Below are 15,501 nucleotides of genomic sequence, written 5' to 3' on the forward strand. Positions count from 1 at the left end.
CGTCCTTGCCGTCGAGGTCCACACGGACCGTGCGGCGAGCTCCGGACACCGCCTGCCTGGCCAGGTCGACCGCATGGGTGTCACCCCCGCCCAGGAGGCTGCGCAGGGCGACCGCGCGGCGCAGGTAGAGGTGGGCGTCGTGCTCGAACGTGAAGCCGATCCCACCGAGGACCTGGATGCAGTCCTGAGCCACCCTGACCGCGCCGTCCAGCGCGATCGCGCCGGCGACCTCGGCGGCGAACGCCCACTGGGCGCCTTCCTCGGCCGCCGCGGCCACGTCCCACGCCACCGCCGCCACGGCCTCGCTGGTCTCCAGCATCTGCGCGCACAGGTGCTTGACCGCCTGGAACGACCCGATCGGCGCCCCGAACTGCTCACGCACCTTCGCATGCTCGACGGCTGTCGAGAGCGCCCACTGCGCGATCCCGGATGCCTCTGCGGCGGCAAGCGTCAGGGCCGTACGCCGCACCGCCTCTGCGCGCAGACCCGGCACCTCGACGCTCTCGTCGACGGCGATGTCGACATGCACCTCGGCGACCCGTCTGGTCAGATCGGGACCGGCCTGAGGGCGTACGTCCGCCTGCTCGGCATCGATGAAGAACCAACGCTCCTCGCCGTCGGCCGCGTGCGCGCCGAGCAGGAGATGTGCCGATCCGCCGGCGTCGTAGACGACGGGGACCGTGCCCGCCAGACGCTCACTGACCTCGAGGACCGGCTCGAGCGCGACACCGCAACCGCCGGTCGCGACGGCCGCGACGAGCTCACCGAGCCCGGCGGCACCCGCCTGATAGGCAGCGATCGTGCTGCCCAGGAGCGGGCCCGGCAGCAGCTCGTGCGCGCACGCCTCGAGCGCGACGGCCGCGTCCAGCAGCGTGCCGCCACCACCGCTCGGCTCCGGCGCCGCGATGCCGGCCACGCCGTACTCCTCGACGCCTCGCCACACCTCGTCGAAGCTCGCGCCGGCGCTGCCCTCGGCGGCTCGCGCGAGCGCGATGCCGCCCAGACCCTTCGCCCAGTCGCGCAGGCTCTCGCTGAGGGCTCGGTGTTCGTCGGTGATGCCGATCGGCACGGGGACCTCCCAATCATCTCCAGCGCTTTCGCCGGAATACACACTGATGTAGAACGTGTTACAAGTCTAGACTCACGGAGGAACGTGTTTCACTTCCAGGCGCCGATGCGGTTAGCCTGAGAGCCATAGATCGAGATCCGGTCATAGTCCTAGGGGGACCACCAGTGACGTCCGTAAGCACGGAGCCACACAACGCCGAAGGCACCGCGCCGACCAGCCCACCCACCGGCGGGTCCGCGGCACAGCGTGAGCGCCGCCGGCGCATTCTCGACGCCACGATCACGCTCGCCGCCGAGGGCGGTTTCGACGCCGTGCAGATGCGCGCCGTCGCCGAGCAGGCCGAGGTCGCGCTGGGCACCCTCTACCGCTACTTCCCCTCGAAGATCCACCTGCTGGTCTCCGCCCTGGCGCGCGAGTTCGCCAAGGACGTCGACCGCTCCGCGATCCGCGCGACGCCCGGCGACACCGCCCACGAGCGGATCATGTACGTCCTCAACCGCCGCACCCGCGCCCTGCAGAAGCAGCCCAAGCTCACCGAGGCCCTGGTGCGCGCATTCATGTTCGCCGACCAGTCGGTGACCGGCGAGATTCACGAGGTCGGCACCAGCCTGACCACCGTCATCGCCCGCGCCATGCACGGCACCCCCACCCACGGCGAGGTCACCGAGGAGGAGGCCGCCATCATCCGGATCATCTCGGACGTCTGGCTCTCCGCCCTGATCTCCTGGGTCACCGGCCGGATGGACACCGAGGAAGTCGAGAAGTCCATCGACGTCGCCGTGCGCCTCCTGCTGCGCTGACCGCTAGAAACAGTCGGACGGTTCGCCGCCCGCCAGCATCTCGGCGGGCTTCAATGGGCGGTCGCAACGGATGCTCCAGGTGAGCTCGTACGGATGGTCCTCGGCGTAACCGGTGATCGCGAACGGGCGGTCGCCGGGGGCCTTGATCGTCATCGACTTGCGCTTGCCGTGGTCGACGTAGTCGGCTTTCAGCACCCACTCACAGGTCTGGCCGGCGGTGCTCGCATCGATCGCGATCACCACCGTCTCTCCCTTCGCGAGCTCGACCGTCCCGCCGTTGAAGTACGCCGAGCCGCTCTCGCCCGAGGTCAGCTGGGGCACCTTCGCGTCGATGGCGGTCTTCAGCTGGATCTTCTCGCTCTCCCCTTGCGGGGTGTCCTCCACGATGGCACCCCGCCGCAGCGTCTGCGTGCACGGCCCGGTCCGCTCGGGGCGCAGATCGGTGATCTCCACGGGATCACGGTGGCGGCCGACGAGGGTGACCTCCCAGACCGCGTGGTCGACGGCGTACCACTCGTGCTGTGCCTGCCAGTCGGGTTCGTTGACCGATGTCCGCGCGTCGGTCATGTCCTCGAACCTGGCGAACGCCTCCGTGTCCGGGATCAGGACCAGACCGCTCACCGGTTGACGACGTACGTCGACCAGCTTGATGCCGCTGCCCGGCTCGTTCCAGCCGTCAGGAAGAAGCCCGTCGAACAGGTCCTGCAGACCCGAGCTGAAGGTGGCGCCCAGCGCGACCAGGATGACGCCGACGACCCAGGTGGCCGGCTTCCTCACCAACGAACCCAGGCGCCCCTGTCCATCCTGATCAGGCGCGGCGGTCTCACTCGACCTCTGCTTCGGCATCAGCCCGTGCTCCTCTCGAGAATCGATGGGCGAGGACCACGGCGACGCCGGCCAGCCAGCCGAAGAAGGCGGCGAACCGGACACCCTGACCGCCGACCTCGAGCGCCCAGTAGTGCGCGGTCGCGAACTCGTCCCCGCGCGCGAACGCACCCTCGGTCAGCCCGACGACCGTTGCGATCACCACGACCACTCCCCAGCACTGCACGACGGCGGCGGGCACACCCGGCGTGCCCGCCCGCTGCCAAAGGGCAACCACCAGGAGCATCGCCAGCCACACCAGCACCACCAGAACGGCCGAGCTCAACGTACGCGGCAGCCAGACCGAGGTGTCGAAGTCACCGCTGAGCGAGTGTGGGTTGTGCGGAGCCGCCAAGCTGGCATGAGCGAACCAGACCAGACGCACCCAGGCCTCACGGGCCCCGATGTCGGCTCCATAGGGATCAGCTTCCGCGTCGTAGTCCCAGAGGAAACCGCCGGCGAGGGCCAGCGCGAGGATCGGCAGGGCGCCCCAGGTCGCGACCCGGCTCGCGCGCGCCCACCCAAAGGCCTCATGCTTCGCCTCCGGCGCGCCACTGGAGTCGTCCGATCCTCCGCTACGGCGCATTGCTATCGCGGCGAGCTGGGCGACCGTCGCAGCGGCGTAGGTGGCATACCCGCCGAAGACTCCCACGACCAGACCGAGCCAGATCCCGTCCTCGGGCACGGCCCAGATGATCGCCGGCAGGGGCTCGAGTCCGCCGCTGATGTCCAGCACGCTCTGGACGACGACGAAGAGGTTCGTCAGACCGCCGGCGAGGAGGCTCACGCACAGCACCCGCCAGCCGACCCCGGACGGACCGTCCGAGGCGGTCCGCAGGCTGATGTAGACGAGGCTCGCGAGCAGGACGACGAAGACAAGGGTCGGCCAGGCGGACGCCGGCGCGACGGAATAGGTCTCGTCGGTCACCGCCGACCCCCACAGGAACGAGAAACTGCCGACCATCCGGCCCAGCACGTCCCCGAACCAGGCTTGCCCGCGGCTGTTCCACAGCTCCGAGACGTCACCGACGTAGACCGGGATCGCCATGGCCAGACTGTAGAGAAATGCGAAGGCACTGAGCACAACACCTGTGGCGAGCGCGCTGCGTCGTCGAGACAAGTTCGGATGCCTTCGGTTCGTCCCCGCTGACTGAAACCTTCCCGCGGAAGTATGCCGTAGAATCTCGCCCCACGTGTCCGGCTCACCCCGGTCGGCCGGCGGGAGTGACTTCTCGGCCTGCGCGAGTGACCTCTCGGCCTGCAGAAGTGACTTCTCGGCCTGCGCGGGTGACTTCTCGGCTCAGCCGCCGAAGGCGTGGGTGGCGGTGGCGCCGCCGTCGATGGCGATCTCGGCTCCGGTGACGAAGCCGGACTCGTCGGAGGCGAGGTAGACATACAACGGGGCGATGTCTTCCGGGTGGCCGACGCGCTTGAGGGCGACCTTGGAGGCGCCGAACTCCATGGCCGCGTCATCGGCACCGACGCCGCGGGTCATGGGCGTGTCGATCATGCCGGGGTGGACGGAGTTGACCCGGATGCCGCTGGGCCCGAGCTCGAGGGCGGCGGCCTTGGTCATGCCGCGGATGGCGAACTTCGTCGACGTGTAGGCGGCCACGAACGCCATCCCGGCCAGGCCCTCGATCGAGGAGGCGTTGATGATCGACCCGCCGCCGTTGGCCTTCATCGTCTCGATCACCGACCGCATCCCGAGGAAGCAGCCGAGTGCGTTGACCCGCCACAGCAGCTCGAACTCCTCGACCGGCTGGGTCAGGATCTCACCGAAGCGCAGGATGCCGGCGTTGTTGGCGAGGATGCTGACCGGGCCGTACGCCTCGGCCGTCTGCGCCACCAACGAGGTCCAGGACTCCTCCGAGCTCACGTCGTGGTGGACGAAGAGGGCGGCGTCGCCCATCTCGTCGGCGAGCAGCTTGCCCGGCTCGTCGGCCACGTCGGCGATCACCACCTTCGCGCCCTCCGAGACGAAGGCGCGTACGATCGCCGCTCCCTGCCCCTGTGCACCACCGGTGACGATCGCGATCTTGCCGTCGAGACGTGCCATCAGTGCTCCTTGAGATTCAGCTGCATGATCGAGTCGGCCGAGAACCCGGCCGCGGGGTCGCGGTCGGCGAACCAGCCGCCCACGTGCTTGTCGAGGGACTCCAGGTCCCAGACCGGTGCGTCGTCGAGGTCGAACCGCTCGGCGACCGTCGGCGGAGCGAGGACTGCGATCATCCCGCCGTAGACCACGAAGACCTGCCCGGTGATGGCTGCGGCCGCGGATGAGGCGAGATAGGTGACCAGCGGCGTCACGTGCTCGGCGCCGTAGGAGTCCCCCGACAGAACGCCCTCGGTCATCGCGGTCGCCGCCCGCGGGCAGATCGCGTTGGCACGTACGCCGGAACGGCCCATCGACCGGGCGGTCGAGAGGGTCAGCGCGGTGATCCCCGCCTTGGCGGCGCCGTAGTTGGCCTGTCCGGGCGGTCCGGCGAGGAAGGCCTCCGAGGAGGTGTTCACCACCGCCGCGTCGACCGGCGCTCCTGTCGACTTGGCCACGGAGCGCCAGTGGGCCGAGGCGTTGCGGGTCAGCAGGAAGTGTCCACGGAGGTGGACGCGTACGACGAGGTCGAACTCCTCGTCGGACATGTTGAAGAGCATCTTGTCGCGGGTGATGCCCGCGTTGTTGACCACGATGTCGAGTCCGCCGAAGCCGTCGACGGCGGCAGCGACCATCGCGTCGGCGGTCGCACGCTCACCGACATCGCCGGCGGCGATCACCGCCTCGCCGCCGAACCCGCGGATCTCCTCGGCGGCCTCCTCGGCCGCGCCGGGCAGGTCGTTGAGCACCACTCGGGCACCCGCCCTGGCCAGTGCGACCGCCTCCGCGCGCCCGAGGCCGGCACCGGACCCGGTGACGATCGCTACCTTTCCATCAAAACCATCGCTCACGTGCTGCTACTCCTCGATACTCAGGGCTGCCTTCGGGCAGCCGGCGACGGCCTGCTCGACGCGGTCGCGGTTCTCGTCCGTGACCGTCGGGTCGGGGATCTGCAGGTAGTCGTCGTCATCGATCTCGAACACGTCGGGGGCGAAGGACTCGCACATCCCGTTGGACTCGCACAGGTCGAAGTCCGCAATCACCTTTGCCATGACCGTCTCCTTCTCTTCGCCATCATTGATCGCAGCCATTGATCGCAGCCATTGTTCTCAGCCTTGGCCGGGCAACGCGCCCAGCTTTCGATGGTCCCAGCTTGCGACCTTCTCGGGCTCGATGACGATGCCGACCCGCTTGTGGGCCTGTTTCGAGACCAGGTCGTCGCCGAGCTCGCCCAGGTCGGCGCCTCCGGACATCCGGGTCATCACCCGCGACCCGATGGCCTTGATCTCGTCGTAGTCCTCGACCAGCCGCGCCCGTCCGGTGATGCTCACCCCGCGCAGCTCGAAGTAGTCGACGCCGTCCTCGACCAGACAGGTGACCCGCGGGTCGCGGCGTAGGTTGCGAACCTTCTGCGAGGGCCCGTACGTCCAGAACACGATCTTGCTCTCGTCGAGCACGTAGAACAGCGTGGTCAGGTGCGGCGCCCCGTCCGGCCCGACGGTCGCGACCTGCACCTTCAGCTGCGAGCCGAGGAACTCCTCGATCTCGGCGTCGGTCAGCTGTACGGACTGTCGTGAGCCGGCCATGTACTCCTCCTCGAACCCATAAACTAGAACACGTTCTACCATAGCAGGGGCGGGAGTCCCCTGACGTGGACCCTACGACCAGGTGTTAGGAAGCCGCCTGCATGTCGGAGATCAGCCAGCCACCGTCGTCCTTGACCAGGGTCAGGACCTCCCAGGTCGGGCTGACCACGGTGTTCTTCGTCTTCGGCGCGGTCGCGCTCTGGTTGACGAAGAGCAGCACCTTCGCGGACTCCTCGGTCGCCGAGATGATCGACGCCGCGCAGTCCTCGTCGACGCAGTCCTTGCCCTTCTCGGCAGCCTTGGCGCCCTCCTGGGAGAGCGGGGCCACCTGGGCGTCGACCTCGATGCCGAGCTTGGCCTGCTCCTTGCGCTTGTCCTCGCCCGGCAGCGTCTTCTCGTAGTCCTTCTGCATCGCCGGCGTCATCAGCTTCTTCGCCGCCGCGATGTCCTTGTCCGCGCTGGCGGCCTGGTAGGACATCACCGTCTTCGAGAGGTCGACCGAGTGCTCCATGATCGCCGCTCGCGACCCGGCCGCGGTCAGCTCACCGTTGGGGGCGACGTCGTCGCCGGAGGCCTGGTCGATCGCCAGCCACAGCACGGCTCCGGCGGCCAGAGCGAGGACGCCGAGCACCGCGGTCAGCGTGCGGCTGCCGTCGCCGAGCCATCGTGCGGCCAGCCCGGCACGTTCCCCGGAGTCCTCGGATCCGGACCCGTCGGACTCTGCGGCTCCGGCCTCAGCATCGGCCTCGACATCCTCGGAAACGACCCCGTCGGAACCGGCTTCCTCAGTCTCGACCTCATCAGTCTCGGCCTCCTCGGAGACAGTCTCCGGCGGAGCGGCGACCACGTCGCGTACGTCCTGGTCTGCCTGCTCCTCGGCCGGAGGCAGCAGGTCGGAGCCGCAGTAACGACACTTGATCGCGGCGGCCTTGATGGTCTCCGCGCAGAAAGGGCACTCCTTGTGCTCGGTGGACAACGACCCGTTGCTCGCTCGTACGCCTGTCATCAGTTGACTCCTGCCAGGTCGGACATGCGCCATCCGTCCTTCGTCTTGGCCAGCGAGACCTTGAAGCGGTACTTCGAGCACCGAGCACCCTCGTAGGGACAGGTCTCGCTCTTCTTCAGCTCAGCGGTCTGGGAGCTGGTGACGACCGAGTCGACCGCGACCAGCACCACCGCCTTCTTCTCGCCGATCGCACGGATGCCGACCTGCTTGACCTTGCCCTTGGAGACGGTTTGGGCGGGGATCGCGGCCTGGCGGATCTGCTCGGCGATGGCGCCGTACTCCTTGCCGAAGGTGCCGGTCGAGATCTCCTTGACCGCCTGGATGCGCGGGTCCATGTCGCGGTAGTCGACATCGAGGAAGGCGATGACACCGTCCTCGGCGACCCCCTTGACCTCGTCGTGGTCTGCCGCCGCGGCCTCGGCCGGCGTCGTCCACGGCAGCACCCTGGCGCCACCGATGAAGACGGCCGCCGCCAGGACGACAAGGATCACGACCACCACCGCCAGCACGGTGTTGACGCGCCCCAGACCGCTGGTCAGCCCGCTCGTCAGCGGGTTGGTCAGCTTGACCTCGAGGGGGTTCTTCGTGTTCGCCTCGACAGGCTCGGTACGTCGCATAGAGCTCACTCCTCCGTCCCCAGGATCATCGATCGCCAGGAGTCGTCGGACAAAGCGGAGACCAGGCCTCCGTCGTTCGTCGGGGTGGACATCGTGACCGTCTTTCCATCGGGAAGCTTGGTTCGGCCGGTCTTCGGATCGTACGAGGTGACGTACTTCTCGACGCCTTCAGCCTTCGGCACCATGTTGACACCCCGCTGCATGATCGGATTGTCGCCCTCGTAGCCGGGCTGGGCGCGCTCGTCGGTGCACTTGGCCGGGTAGAGCGGCTGGTCCTCCATCACGGTGCCGGGGATCCACTGGTCGGCCGGCTTGTAGCCCTTCTGGCACGGCGGCGTGGTGTAGACGTAGCCCATCGACAGATGGCCGTAGCCGTCGCCGGGCGAGCCGGTGAACCCGGTCGCGACGACGCGGGGGAAGGTCACCAGGGTCTGCTCGATCGCGGGCAGCCGGGCGGTGAGCACCTCGTTGACGGTGCTCAGGTTGGCCAGGAAGACGGGCAGCAGCGGCTGCAGCCCGTCGAGCAGCGACTGCACCTGGACCGCGGTCGCCTCACCACCCTGCAGGATCTCGCGCAGCTCCGGGTCGCGCTTGTCCAGGGTCGCGGTGACCTCTTCGAGCCCGTCGGCGAACTCCCGGATGTCGCCGCTGTGCTCCTTCTGCGTCTTGAGCACGGTCTGGCTGGTCTCCAGCAGGCGCACGGTCTCCGTCTGGTGGGCCGAGGCCTCGTCGACCAGCGTGGAGCCCGAGTCCAGCAACGTACGCAGGTTCTCGGCGTTGCCGCGGAACAGCGTGCCGAGCTCGGCCACGACGGTGCTCAGGTCCTCGCCGTTGACCGAGGTGGTGAAGGCGTTGAGGTCGGTGAGCAGCTCGTCGGTGGTGCCGGGCATCGACTCGGGCCCGGCCGCCACCACATCGCCCTCGGCGAGATAGGGACCGGAGGCCGAGTCGGGGATGAAGTTGATGTACTGCTCGCCCACCGCGGAGAGGTTGTGCACCTCGATCTTGGCGTTCTTGGGCACCTCGGTGCCGGGCTCGAGCTGCAGCTGGGCGCGCACGCCCTCGTCGGTGACGGTCATCGTGGAGACGCGCCCGATGCTGATGCCGCGGTAGTTGACCTGGCTGCCTTCGTAGAGGCCACCCGAGGCCGGCAGGTCGACCGCGACGTCGACGTGACGCCCCAGGACGCGGTCGACGACCCCGAGGTAGGCAGCCGAGACGTAGAAGATCCCGACCGCGGCGAGGACGAGAAAGACCACGAGCTTGTTGCGTACGCTGCGTGTCATTCGGTGCCACCTCCCAGCAGTCCGAGGAGGCCCGCGAGGCCGCCCGTCGTCGGCTCGGCGCCTGGTGACTCGCTCGCCGACGGCGCCGAGAGGCCCTCGGTGATCTCCGGAACCAGCCCGTTCAGCCCCGGCGTCTTGGTCTGGGACTGGCTCTTGGGGAGCAGGTCGGAGAGGTCGGGCAGCTTCGGCGTCTTCTCCCCCGGCTTCGCCGCGGTGTCCTCCTTGCCGACCACCGAGCAGACGATCTGCATGTTGGTCAGGTCGCACAGCGCCTTGGCCAGCGGCTGGATCGCCTCGCAACCCTTGGAGTAGGACAGGCAGATCTGGAACACCTGGGGCAGCAGGCCCGGCGACTCACCGTTGGTGAGGCTGCCGACCAGCTTGCCGAGGTCGAGGTCCATGTGGAACAGCGCGTTGGAGTAGTCACCCATCGCCAGCCCGGAGGCGTTCTCCGGGAACGGGAAGCTGGCCGCCATCATCAGTCCGCGCGGCAGCGAGTCGCCGGCGTCGGCGAGCTCTCGCAGCGTCGGCGCCAGGTCCTCGAGCGCCGTAGTCAGGTTGGCGCCGCTCTGGTTGATCACGCGGGTCGCGACCACGCCCAGCCGGTCGAGCGCCTTCATCATCTTCAACAGGTCGGCGTGCTGCTGGCGCAGCACCTTCAGCGCCGGACCGAAGGAGTCGATGGCCTCCCCGATCGACTTGGACTCCTTGTTGAGGGTGCGGGTCAGCCGGTCGACCTGCTCCATCGCCTCGATGATCGAGCCCTTCTGCTGGTTCAGCGAGGCGACCGTCGTCTCCAGGTTCCCCAGCAGCGCCCGCATGTCACCGGTGCGCCCGTCCATCATCGTGTTCAGCTCGTCGCTGATCGTCTTCAGCTGCCCGACGCCACCGCCTGCCAGCAGGAAGGAGAGCGCGCCGAGCACCTCCTCGACCTCGGGGTTGCGGTTGGTGCGATCCAGCCCGATGGTGGCGCCCTCACCCAGCTTGCCCGCGCTCGCCACCGTGGACCCCTCGGGTGCCACCAGCGCGATGTACTTCTCCCCGAGCAGGCTGGTCTGGCGTACGTTCGCGAGCGCGTCGGCCGGAAGCTCGATGTTCTTGCGGATGGTCATGGTGATCTTCGCGTGCCAGCCCTCGCGCTCGACCGCGTCGACCTGCCCGACCGGGACATCGTTGGCCATCACCTTGGTGCGCGGGACGACGTCGACCACGTCGTTGAACTCGGCGGTGACGACATAGCCCTCGCCCTCGCCGACCTCGTTGCCGGGAAGCGGCAGGTCATAGGCCTGTACGCCGCAGCCGCTCGCCACGGCGACGAGGCCGAGCATCGCCAGGAGCGCGAAGACACGTGATCTCATCTCTTGCCTCCCGACATCAGATCCTGCAACGACCCGCTGAGCTCGGTGATGCCGCCCTCGGTGACCACCTCGGGCTTCACCTCCGGCTGCTTGGCCTGGGCACCGCTCGGCGTATCGAGCGGCAGGCCGGTCTCGCTGTCCCGATCGGTCGGAGAGTTGGCGGCGTCGGTCAGCGCCTCGCCCGCCGGGGCGGTCGACCCGGTGGGCAGCAGCGCCTTGAACAGCGAGCAGATCTCCTTGGCCCCCGGGATCTTGTCGTTCTCGACGACCATGCACAAGATGTTGGACAGGTCCGAGCCGATCGGCCCGACCTGCAGCCGGAACCCCACCGAGCCGGACCTCGTGTCGAAGGACTCGGCGAGGTTGCCGATGCCGAGCGGTGCCAGGTCGATGACCTTGCCGAGGGTCTTCTTCTCCTTGGCGAGGATGCCGAGCGTCTTGTTGAGCTGCTCGACGTCACCGACCAGAGCATCGGAGTTGTTCTGCACGAAGGACTTCGTCACCTTGACCGCCTGCGCGATCGCGACCAGCGCCTGGTCGAGCTCGTCGCTCTCCCCCGCGAGCTGGGTGGAGACGGTCGAGAGGTCGGTCAGGAACTTGTCGGTCGTCTTGTCGTTCTTTGCCAGCGTCGTGGTGACCTCGGAGAGCTGCGAGAGCGTGCTGAAGAGCTGCTCGGAGTTGCCGCCGAGCACCTGCGCCGCCTCGGACATGTCCGCGATCGCCTGGTTGCCGACCTTGCCGTTGCCCTCCAGCGCGTCCGCGCCCTCGCGCAGGACGTCGCTCAGCGCGCCGTTCTTGTTGGCGCCGTTGGGGCCCAGCGCCGTGGTCAGCTCGGAGAGGCTGCCATAGATCCGGTCGAGCTCGACCGGGACCGCGGTGCGCTCGATCGGGATCTCGCCGCCGTCGGCCAGGGCCGGACCGCCGGCATAGGCCGGGGTCAGCTGCACGAACCGGTCAGCGACCAGCGTCGGGGTCACGATCGCCGCCTTCACGTCCTTGGGCAGCTTGTACTCGCTCTGATACTCGATCACGACGTCGATGTGGTCGCCCTTCGTCTCCAGCGAGGCGACCTTGCCGACCTTGACCCCCATGATCACCACGTCGGAGCCCTCGTACACGCTCACCGCCTGCGGGAAGCTCGCCGTCAGTGTGCGGGTGTCCGGGGCGGCCACCTCGGAGACCAGCAGCAGCCCGCACATCAGCACCAGCGCCACCGGCAGCGCGGCCCACTTGGACCTCAGGCTGGGCCGCGAGGGCCGCTCGGTGCCCGCCACCGCGGCCGGCACCTGCGTACGCCGTCGGCCGACGCTGCGCGGCATCTCGGTCAGTCGTTCGATGATGTTGGTCATTCCACGATCCCTGGTCGTTTACCGGGCACGAACTCGCCGCTCGCGATGCCGGTCAGGTTGGCGAGATAGGCGTCGAACCAAGGACCGGTGCCGATGATGTTGATCAGGATCGACGCGTACGGCCCGTAGTTCTGGATGGTCTTGGTCAGGTCCTTCTCACGCGCGTTGAGGAACTGCAGCGCCTGGTTGAGACCGTCGAGAGCCGGCCCGATCTGCTTCTGGTTCTCCTTCACCAGCGCCTGCAGCTGCTCGGCGAGGGTGGTGGCGTTGACCAACAGCTGATGGATCGCCTGGCGGCGCGAGATGAGCTCGGCGAAGACCTGGTCACCGTTCTTCATCACGCCGACGATGTCCTGCTTGCGCTCGTTGACGAGCTTGACGACCTTCTCGGCGTTCTGCAGCAGCGTCTCCAGCTCGTCCCCGCGGACGGCGATCGTCTGGGAGAGCGCGGCGATGCCCTGGAAGGCGCCCTGCACCTCGGGTCCGGCCTGGTCCAGCGTGCCCGACATCGTGGTCAGCGCCTTGGCCAGCTGCTGGGTGTCGATCTGCTCCGTGGTCTCGGTGAGATCGCCGAAGGTGCCGACGATGTCGCTGCCGGCGGAGGTCCGGGCGAGCGGGATCGTCGAGCCGGCGTCGAGCGTGTGGCCGCCCTGCGGGGTGATGTCGAGGTACTTCTCCCCCAGCAGGTTGAGCACGCCGATCGTCGCCTCGCTGCGGTGGCCGATCTCGGCGTCCTCGATGGAGAAGGAGACGACCACCTTGGCCCCCTCGATCTCGATGTCGCTGACCCGGCCCACCCGGATGCCGGCGATCTCCACCCGGCTGCCCACGTGCAGGCCGCTGGTGTCGGAGAACTCCGCCTGGTAGGTGGTGCCCGCGAACCACGGCAGCTTGCGCAGGTTGAACGCCGCGGTCAGCGCCAGGGCGATCGCCACGATGGTGATCACGCCGGTGCGGGTCAGCTGGCTCTCGGAATGGTGGCTCATCTGACCACGTCTCCTCGGGCCGCGCCGTCGCGAGCGACGGAGCGCGCCGATCTGGCAAGGCGGCGCCGTGAAGGCAGGGTGGGTTTCCCGTCGAGCGGCGCCAACGCCGCCAGATCGGATGCGATGCGTCGCGCAGCGGGTGCGGTCCGAGGAGACGTGGTCATAGCTCGCACCTCTCCGCGCGGCTGTAGAAGGCGACGTTGTCGAGCTGCTTCTGGATCGCCTTGACGGCCGGCGAGTTGTCCAGCACCTCGCCGAGCGAGGGCAGCTTGATCGAGAAGTCGAGGTCGCAGAGGTAGTAGTTGTACCAGGACCCGTAGCTGCCGATCCGTGCCTGCGACTCCAGGGTCTCCGGGAGCCGCTCGAGGGTCTTGTCGAGCAGCTTCTGGTTCCCCGGCTTGTTGAGGATGTCCACCAGGCGCTTGAGCTGCTTGATGTCCTCCTTCAGGAAGGGACGTACGTCGGTGAGCAGCCCGGCCAGCTCGTCGGTGAGGTCGCCGATCGACGAGATCGAGTCACCGATCGCCTCCTTGTCGCGGGCCAGGTCCTTCATCCAACCGCTGAGCTGCTGGATCAGGCTGGCCAGCTCGGTGTGGTGGTTGTTGACGGTGTTGAGCGTCTTGGTCAGGTTGGTGATCACGTCGCCGATCAGCTGGTCACGCTCGGCCAGGGCGCTGGTCAGCTCGGCCGTCTCGGAGAGCAGGCTCGCGATCGTGCCGCCCTCGCCCTGCAGCACCCGGATCAGGTTGAGCGAGAGCTTGTTGACGTCCTTGGGCTGGAGGGCCTGGAAGAGCGGCTGGAAGCCGTTGAAGAGCTCGGTCAGGTCGAGAGCGGGGGTGGTGTTGGCCATCGCGATCGCCTGCCCCTGCCGCAGCGGCGACGCGCCGGCCGCGCCTTCCGCCGACGCTCCGGTCGCAGACGCTCCGGTCGCGGACGCTGCGGTCGTCTCGGCCCCGGGCTCCTGGGACTCCTCGGACCCGGCATCCTGGGTCAGTGCGAGGTAGCGGTCGCCGACGAGGTTCAGATAGCGCACCTGGGCTCCGCTGGCGGTCGTCAACGGCACCGTCTCGTCGATCCGGAAGGTCACCATCGCGTGGTCGCCGCCCTCGATCTCGACCGCGAGCACCTCGCCCACGGTGATCCCGGCGACGCGTACGTCGTCTCCCTTGGCCAGACCGGAGGCGGTCGTGAACTCGGCGCGGTACTCCACCCGGTCACCGAAGCCGACGTTGCCCATGATCGAGGCCAGGGTGCCGGTGACGAGGATCGAGGCGAGGGTGAAGATGACCAGCTTCGTACCGGCCATCGTGGTCTTCAGGTCCCGCTTGTTCACTGCAGGCCCCCGTTCCCGTCGCCCCACGGGACGTCCTCGGTCCCGTTCTCCAGCTCCAGCGGGTCGGCGGGAACCTTCGGGGTCGGCAGGCCGTCGCACCACGGCCCGTGGCCGATCTCGCCCCACTCGGGACGGTCGTCGCGGCCGTACGCCGGCTTCTGGGTGCCGTCGAGGACCATCGTCTGGCGCACGCGGTTCTGCTGGAAGACGGTCGCCAGCAGCTCGGTGTAGTCGTCGAGACCCTTGAGCAGGCACGTGTACTCCGGGGAGTAGTCGGCGAGCAGCTTGAGCAGCGGCACCGCGAGCTCGGTCTCGTAGCGGATCGCCTTCTCGTTCTCGGCCAGCAGGGCCTCGGAGGTGTTGGCGACTCCGGTGACCGAGGTCAGCAGGCCGCCGAGGCGCTTGCGCTGATCGGTCACCGTCTTGGCGGTGGTCGTGGTGTTCTCGAGGACCTTGACCAGGTCGGGGGCGGCCATGGAGTACGTCTTGGCGACGTCTGCCACGTCCTCGAGGTCGCGTTCGAGTGTGGGGAGGTGGACGTTCATCTCTTCGAGGTAGTCGTTGAGCTGGACCATGGTCTCGCCGAGCTTCTCCCCGTTGCCGGAGAGCGCGGTGGCGAGGGCGTGCAGGGTGCTGTTGAGGTCCTGGGGGCGGATGGACTTCAGCAGCGGGAAGAGCCGGGCGAGGATCTCGTCGAGCTCGACGCTGGTGCGCACCCGGTCGGCCGGGATCACCGCGCCGTCGCTCAGCTCGCCGCTGCGCTCCCCCTCGGGGTCGATGAACTCGACGTACTTCTGCCCGAACAGCGTCGTCGGCTTGATCTGGACAGTGACGTTGGCGGGGATCCGCGCGGCCTGCTCGGGCTCGAGACCGAGCTCTATGACGGCCTTCTTGCCGTCCTGTTCGATCTCCCGGATCTGTCCGACGATGACTCCGTGCATGCGTACGTCGCCGTAGCGCGGCAGTTGGAGGCCGGCCCGGTCCGCTTCGACGCTGACCGTGGTGAACTGCACGAACGCCTTCTGGTAGATCGCGATGCACAGCGTGACCAGCAGGGCGAGGGTCACGGTGAACGCGATGCCGGACACGAAGAGCTTGGAGTGCTCGGCCCGGGTGTCGCGCTGGATGCCTATCAACATCTGACGTCCACCG

Annotated in this window: 16 protein-coding genes; 1 reads left to right on the forward strand and 15 read right to left on the reverse strand. The window is 68.3% G+C overall.

Annotated elements, in window-relative coordinates; all coding sequences use genetic code 11:
- Positions 1–1,069 (reverse strand): acyl-CoA dehydrogenase family protein (locus ACRDPS_RS24970; protein ID WP_431504374.1); only part of this gene is annotated, 1,069 nt, incomplete at its 3' end.
- 164 nt (positions 1,070–1,233) lie between these two features.
- Between ACRDPS_RS24970 and ACRDPS_RS24975 the strand changes: the two genes are divergently transcribed.
- Entirely contained in the window at positions 1,234–1,869 is a 636-nt protein-coding gene (locus ACRDPS_RS24975; RefSeq protein ID WP_431504375.1) for a TetR family transcriptional regulator, read from the forward strand.
- Positions 1,870–1,872: 3 nt separating this feature from the next.
- On the opposite strand, the gene ACRDPS_RS24980 is transcribed toward ACRDPS_RS24975, so the two are convergent.
- The 14 genes from ACRDPS_RS24980 to ACRDPS_RS25045 form a co-directional block, all read right to left on the reverse strand.
- The gene (locus tag ACRDPS_RS24980; RefSeq protein WP_431504376.1) at positions 1,873–2,646 is read right to left on the reverse strand and encodes a hypothetical protein; all 774 of its coding nucleotides are present in this window, start codon (positions 2,644–2,646) and stop codon (positions 1,873–1,875) included.
- A gap of 46 nt (positions 2,647–2,692) precedes the next feature.
- On the reverse strand, positions 2,693–3,781 hold the full coding sequence (locus tag ACRDPS_RS24985; RefSeq protein WP_431504377.1) for a hypothetical protein: 1,089 nt from the start codon (positions 3,779–3,781) through the stop codon (positions 2,693–2,695).
- Positions 3,782–4,033: 252 nt separating this feature from the next.
- Entirely contained in the window at positions 4,034–4,792 is a 759-nt protein-coding gene (locus tag ACRDPS_RS24990) for a glucose 1-dehydrogenase (RefSeq protein WP_431504378.1), read from the reverse strand.
- The gene (locus ACRDPS_RS24995) at positions 4,792–5,679 is read right to left on the reverse strand and encodes an SDR family NAD(P)-dependent oxidoreductase (RefSeq protein ID WP_431504379.1); all 888 of its coding nucleotides are present in this window, start codon (positions 5,677–5,679) and stop codon (positions 4,792–4,794) included. Before ACRDPS_RS24995 ends, ACRDPS_RS24990 begins: the two co-directional genes overlap by 1 nt.
- Before the next feature lie 6 nt (positions 5,680–5,685).
- Entirely contained in the window at positions 5,686–5,880 is a 195-nt protein-coding gene (locus ACRDPS_RS25000; RefSeq protein ID WP_431504380.1) for a ferredoxin, read from the reverse strand.
- Positions 5,881–5,937: 57 nt separating this feature from the next.
- On the reverse strand, positions 5,938–6,414 hold the full coding sequence (locus tag ACRDPS_RS25005; protein WP_431504381.1) for a pyridoxamine 5'-phosphate oxidase family protein: 477 nt from the start codon (positions 6,412–6,414) through the stop codon (positions 5,938–5,940).
- A gap of 85 nt (positions 6,415–6,499) precedes the next feature.
- Positions 6,500–7,420, reverse strand: coding sequence for a hypothetical protein (locus ACRDPS_RS25010; RefSeq protein ID WP_431504382.1), 921 nt, complete (start codon positions 7,418–7,420; stop codon positions 6,500–6,502).
- Positions 7,420–8,037 (reverse strand): hypothetical protein, encoded by a 618-nt coding sequence (locus ACRDPS_RS25015; protein ID WP_431504383.1) that lies wholly within the window; start codon positions 8,035–8,037, stop codon positions 7,420–7,422. The genes ACRDPS_RS25010 and ACRDPS_RS25015 overlap by 1 nt, the downstream gene beginning before the upstream one ends.
- 5 nt (positions 8,038–8,042) lie before the next feature.
- Positions 8,043–9,323, reverse strand: coding sequence for an MlaD family protein (locus ACRDPS_RS25020; RefSeq protein WP_431504384.1), 1,281 nt, complete (start codon positions 9,321–9,323; stop codon positions 8,043–8,045).
- The gene (locus ACRDPS_RS25025; protein ID WP_431504385.1) at positions 9,320–10,681 is read right to left on the reverse strand and encodes an MCE family protein; all 1,362 of its coding nucleotides are present in this window, start codon (positions 10,679–10,681) and stop codon (positions 9,320–9,322) included. Before ACRDPS_RS25025 ends, ACRDPS_RS25020 begins: the two co-directional genes overlap by 4 nt.
- Positions 10,678–12,030 (reverse strand): MCE family protein, encoded by a 1,353-nt coding sequence (locus tag ACRDPS_RS25030; protein WP_431504386.1) that lies wholly within the window; start codon positions 12,028–12,030, stop codon positions 10,678–10,680. The genes ACRDPS_RS25025 and ACRDPS_RS25030 overlap by 4 nt, the downstream gene beginning before the upstream one ends.
- Positions 12,027–13,016, reverse strand: a complete 990-nt coding sequence (locus ACRDPS_RS25035) for an MCE family protein (RefSeq protein WP_431504387.1) — start codon at positions 13,014–13,016, stop codon at positions 12,027–12,029. Before ACRDPS_RS25035 ends, ACRDPS_RS25030 begins: the two co-directional genes overlap by 4 nt.
- A 160-nt stretch (positions 13,017–13,176) precedes the next feature.
- Complete coding sequence (locus tag ACRDPS_RS25040; protein WP_431504388.1) at positions 13,177–14,349, reverse strand: MCE family protein; 1,173 nt, start codon at positions 14,347–14,349, stop codon at positions 13,177–13,179.
- Positions 14,346–15,488: an MCE family protein gene (locus ACRDPS_RS25045; RefSeq protein WP_431504389.1), complete on the reverse strand. Its 1,143-nt coding sequence runs from the start codon at positions 15,486–15,488 to the stop codon at positions 14,346–14,348. Before ACRDPS_RS25045 ends, ACRDPS_RS25040 begins: the two co-directional genes overlap by 4 nt.
- Between the last annotated feature and the right edge of the window lie 13 nt (positions 15,489–15,501).

Origin of the sequence: Nocardioides sp. (assembly GCF_050699375.1) — a bacterium.
Lineage (GTDB): Bacteria > Actinomycetota > Actinomycetes > Propionibacteriales > Nocardioidaceae > Nocardioides.

Bases quoted from the DNA above. Each gene is read 5' to 3' on its own strand.
- ACRDPS_RS25045 (WP_431504389.1), bottom strand. From the start codon at position 15,488: ATGTTGATAGGCATCCAGCGCGACACCCGGGCCGAGCACTCCAAGCTC.
- ACRDPS_RS25025 (WP_431504385.1), bottom strand. From the start codon at position 10,681: ATGAGATCACGTGTCTTCGCGCTCCTGGCGATGCTCGGCCTCGTCGCC.
- ACRDPS_RS25015 (WP_431504383.1), bottom strand. From the start codon at position 8,037: ATGCGACGTACCGAGCCTGTCGAGGCGAACACGAAGAACCCCCTCGAG.
- ACRDPS_RS25005 (WP_431504381.1), bottom strand. From the start codon at position 6,414: ATGGCCGGCTCACGACAGTCCGTACAGCTGACCGACGCCGAGATCGAG.
- ACRDPS_RS25020 (WP_431504384.1), bottom strand. From the start codon at position 9,323: ATGACACGCAGCGTACGCAACAAGCTCGTGGTCTTTCTCGTCCTCGCC.
- ACRDPS_RS25030 (WP_431504386.1), bottom strand. From the start codon at position 12,030: ATGACCAACATCATCGAACGACTGACCGAGATGCCGCGCAGCGTCGGC.
- ACRDPS_RS24990 (WP_431504378.1), bottom strand. From the start codon at position 4,792: ATGGCACGTCTCGACGGCAAGATCGCGATCGTCACCGGTGGTGCACAG.
- ACRDPS_RS24985 (WP_431504377.1), bottom strand. From the start codon at position 3,781: ATGGCGATCCCGGTCTACGTCGGTGACGTCTCGGAGCTGTGGAACAGC.
- ACRDPS_RS25000 (WP_431504380.1), bottom strand. From the start codon at position 5,880: ATGGCAAAGGTGATTGCGGACTTCGACCTGTGCGAGTCCAACGGGATG.
- ACRDPS_RS25035 (WP_431504387.1), bottom strand. From the start codon at position 13,016: ATGAGCCACCATTCCGAGAGCCAGCTGACCCGCACCGGCGTGATCACC.
- ACRDPS_RS25010 (WP_431504382.1), bottom strand. From the start codon at position 7,420: ATGACAGGCGTACGAGCGAGCAACGGGTCGTTGTCCACCGAGCACAAG.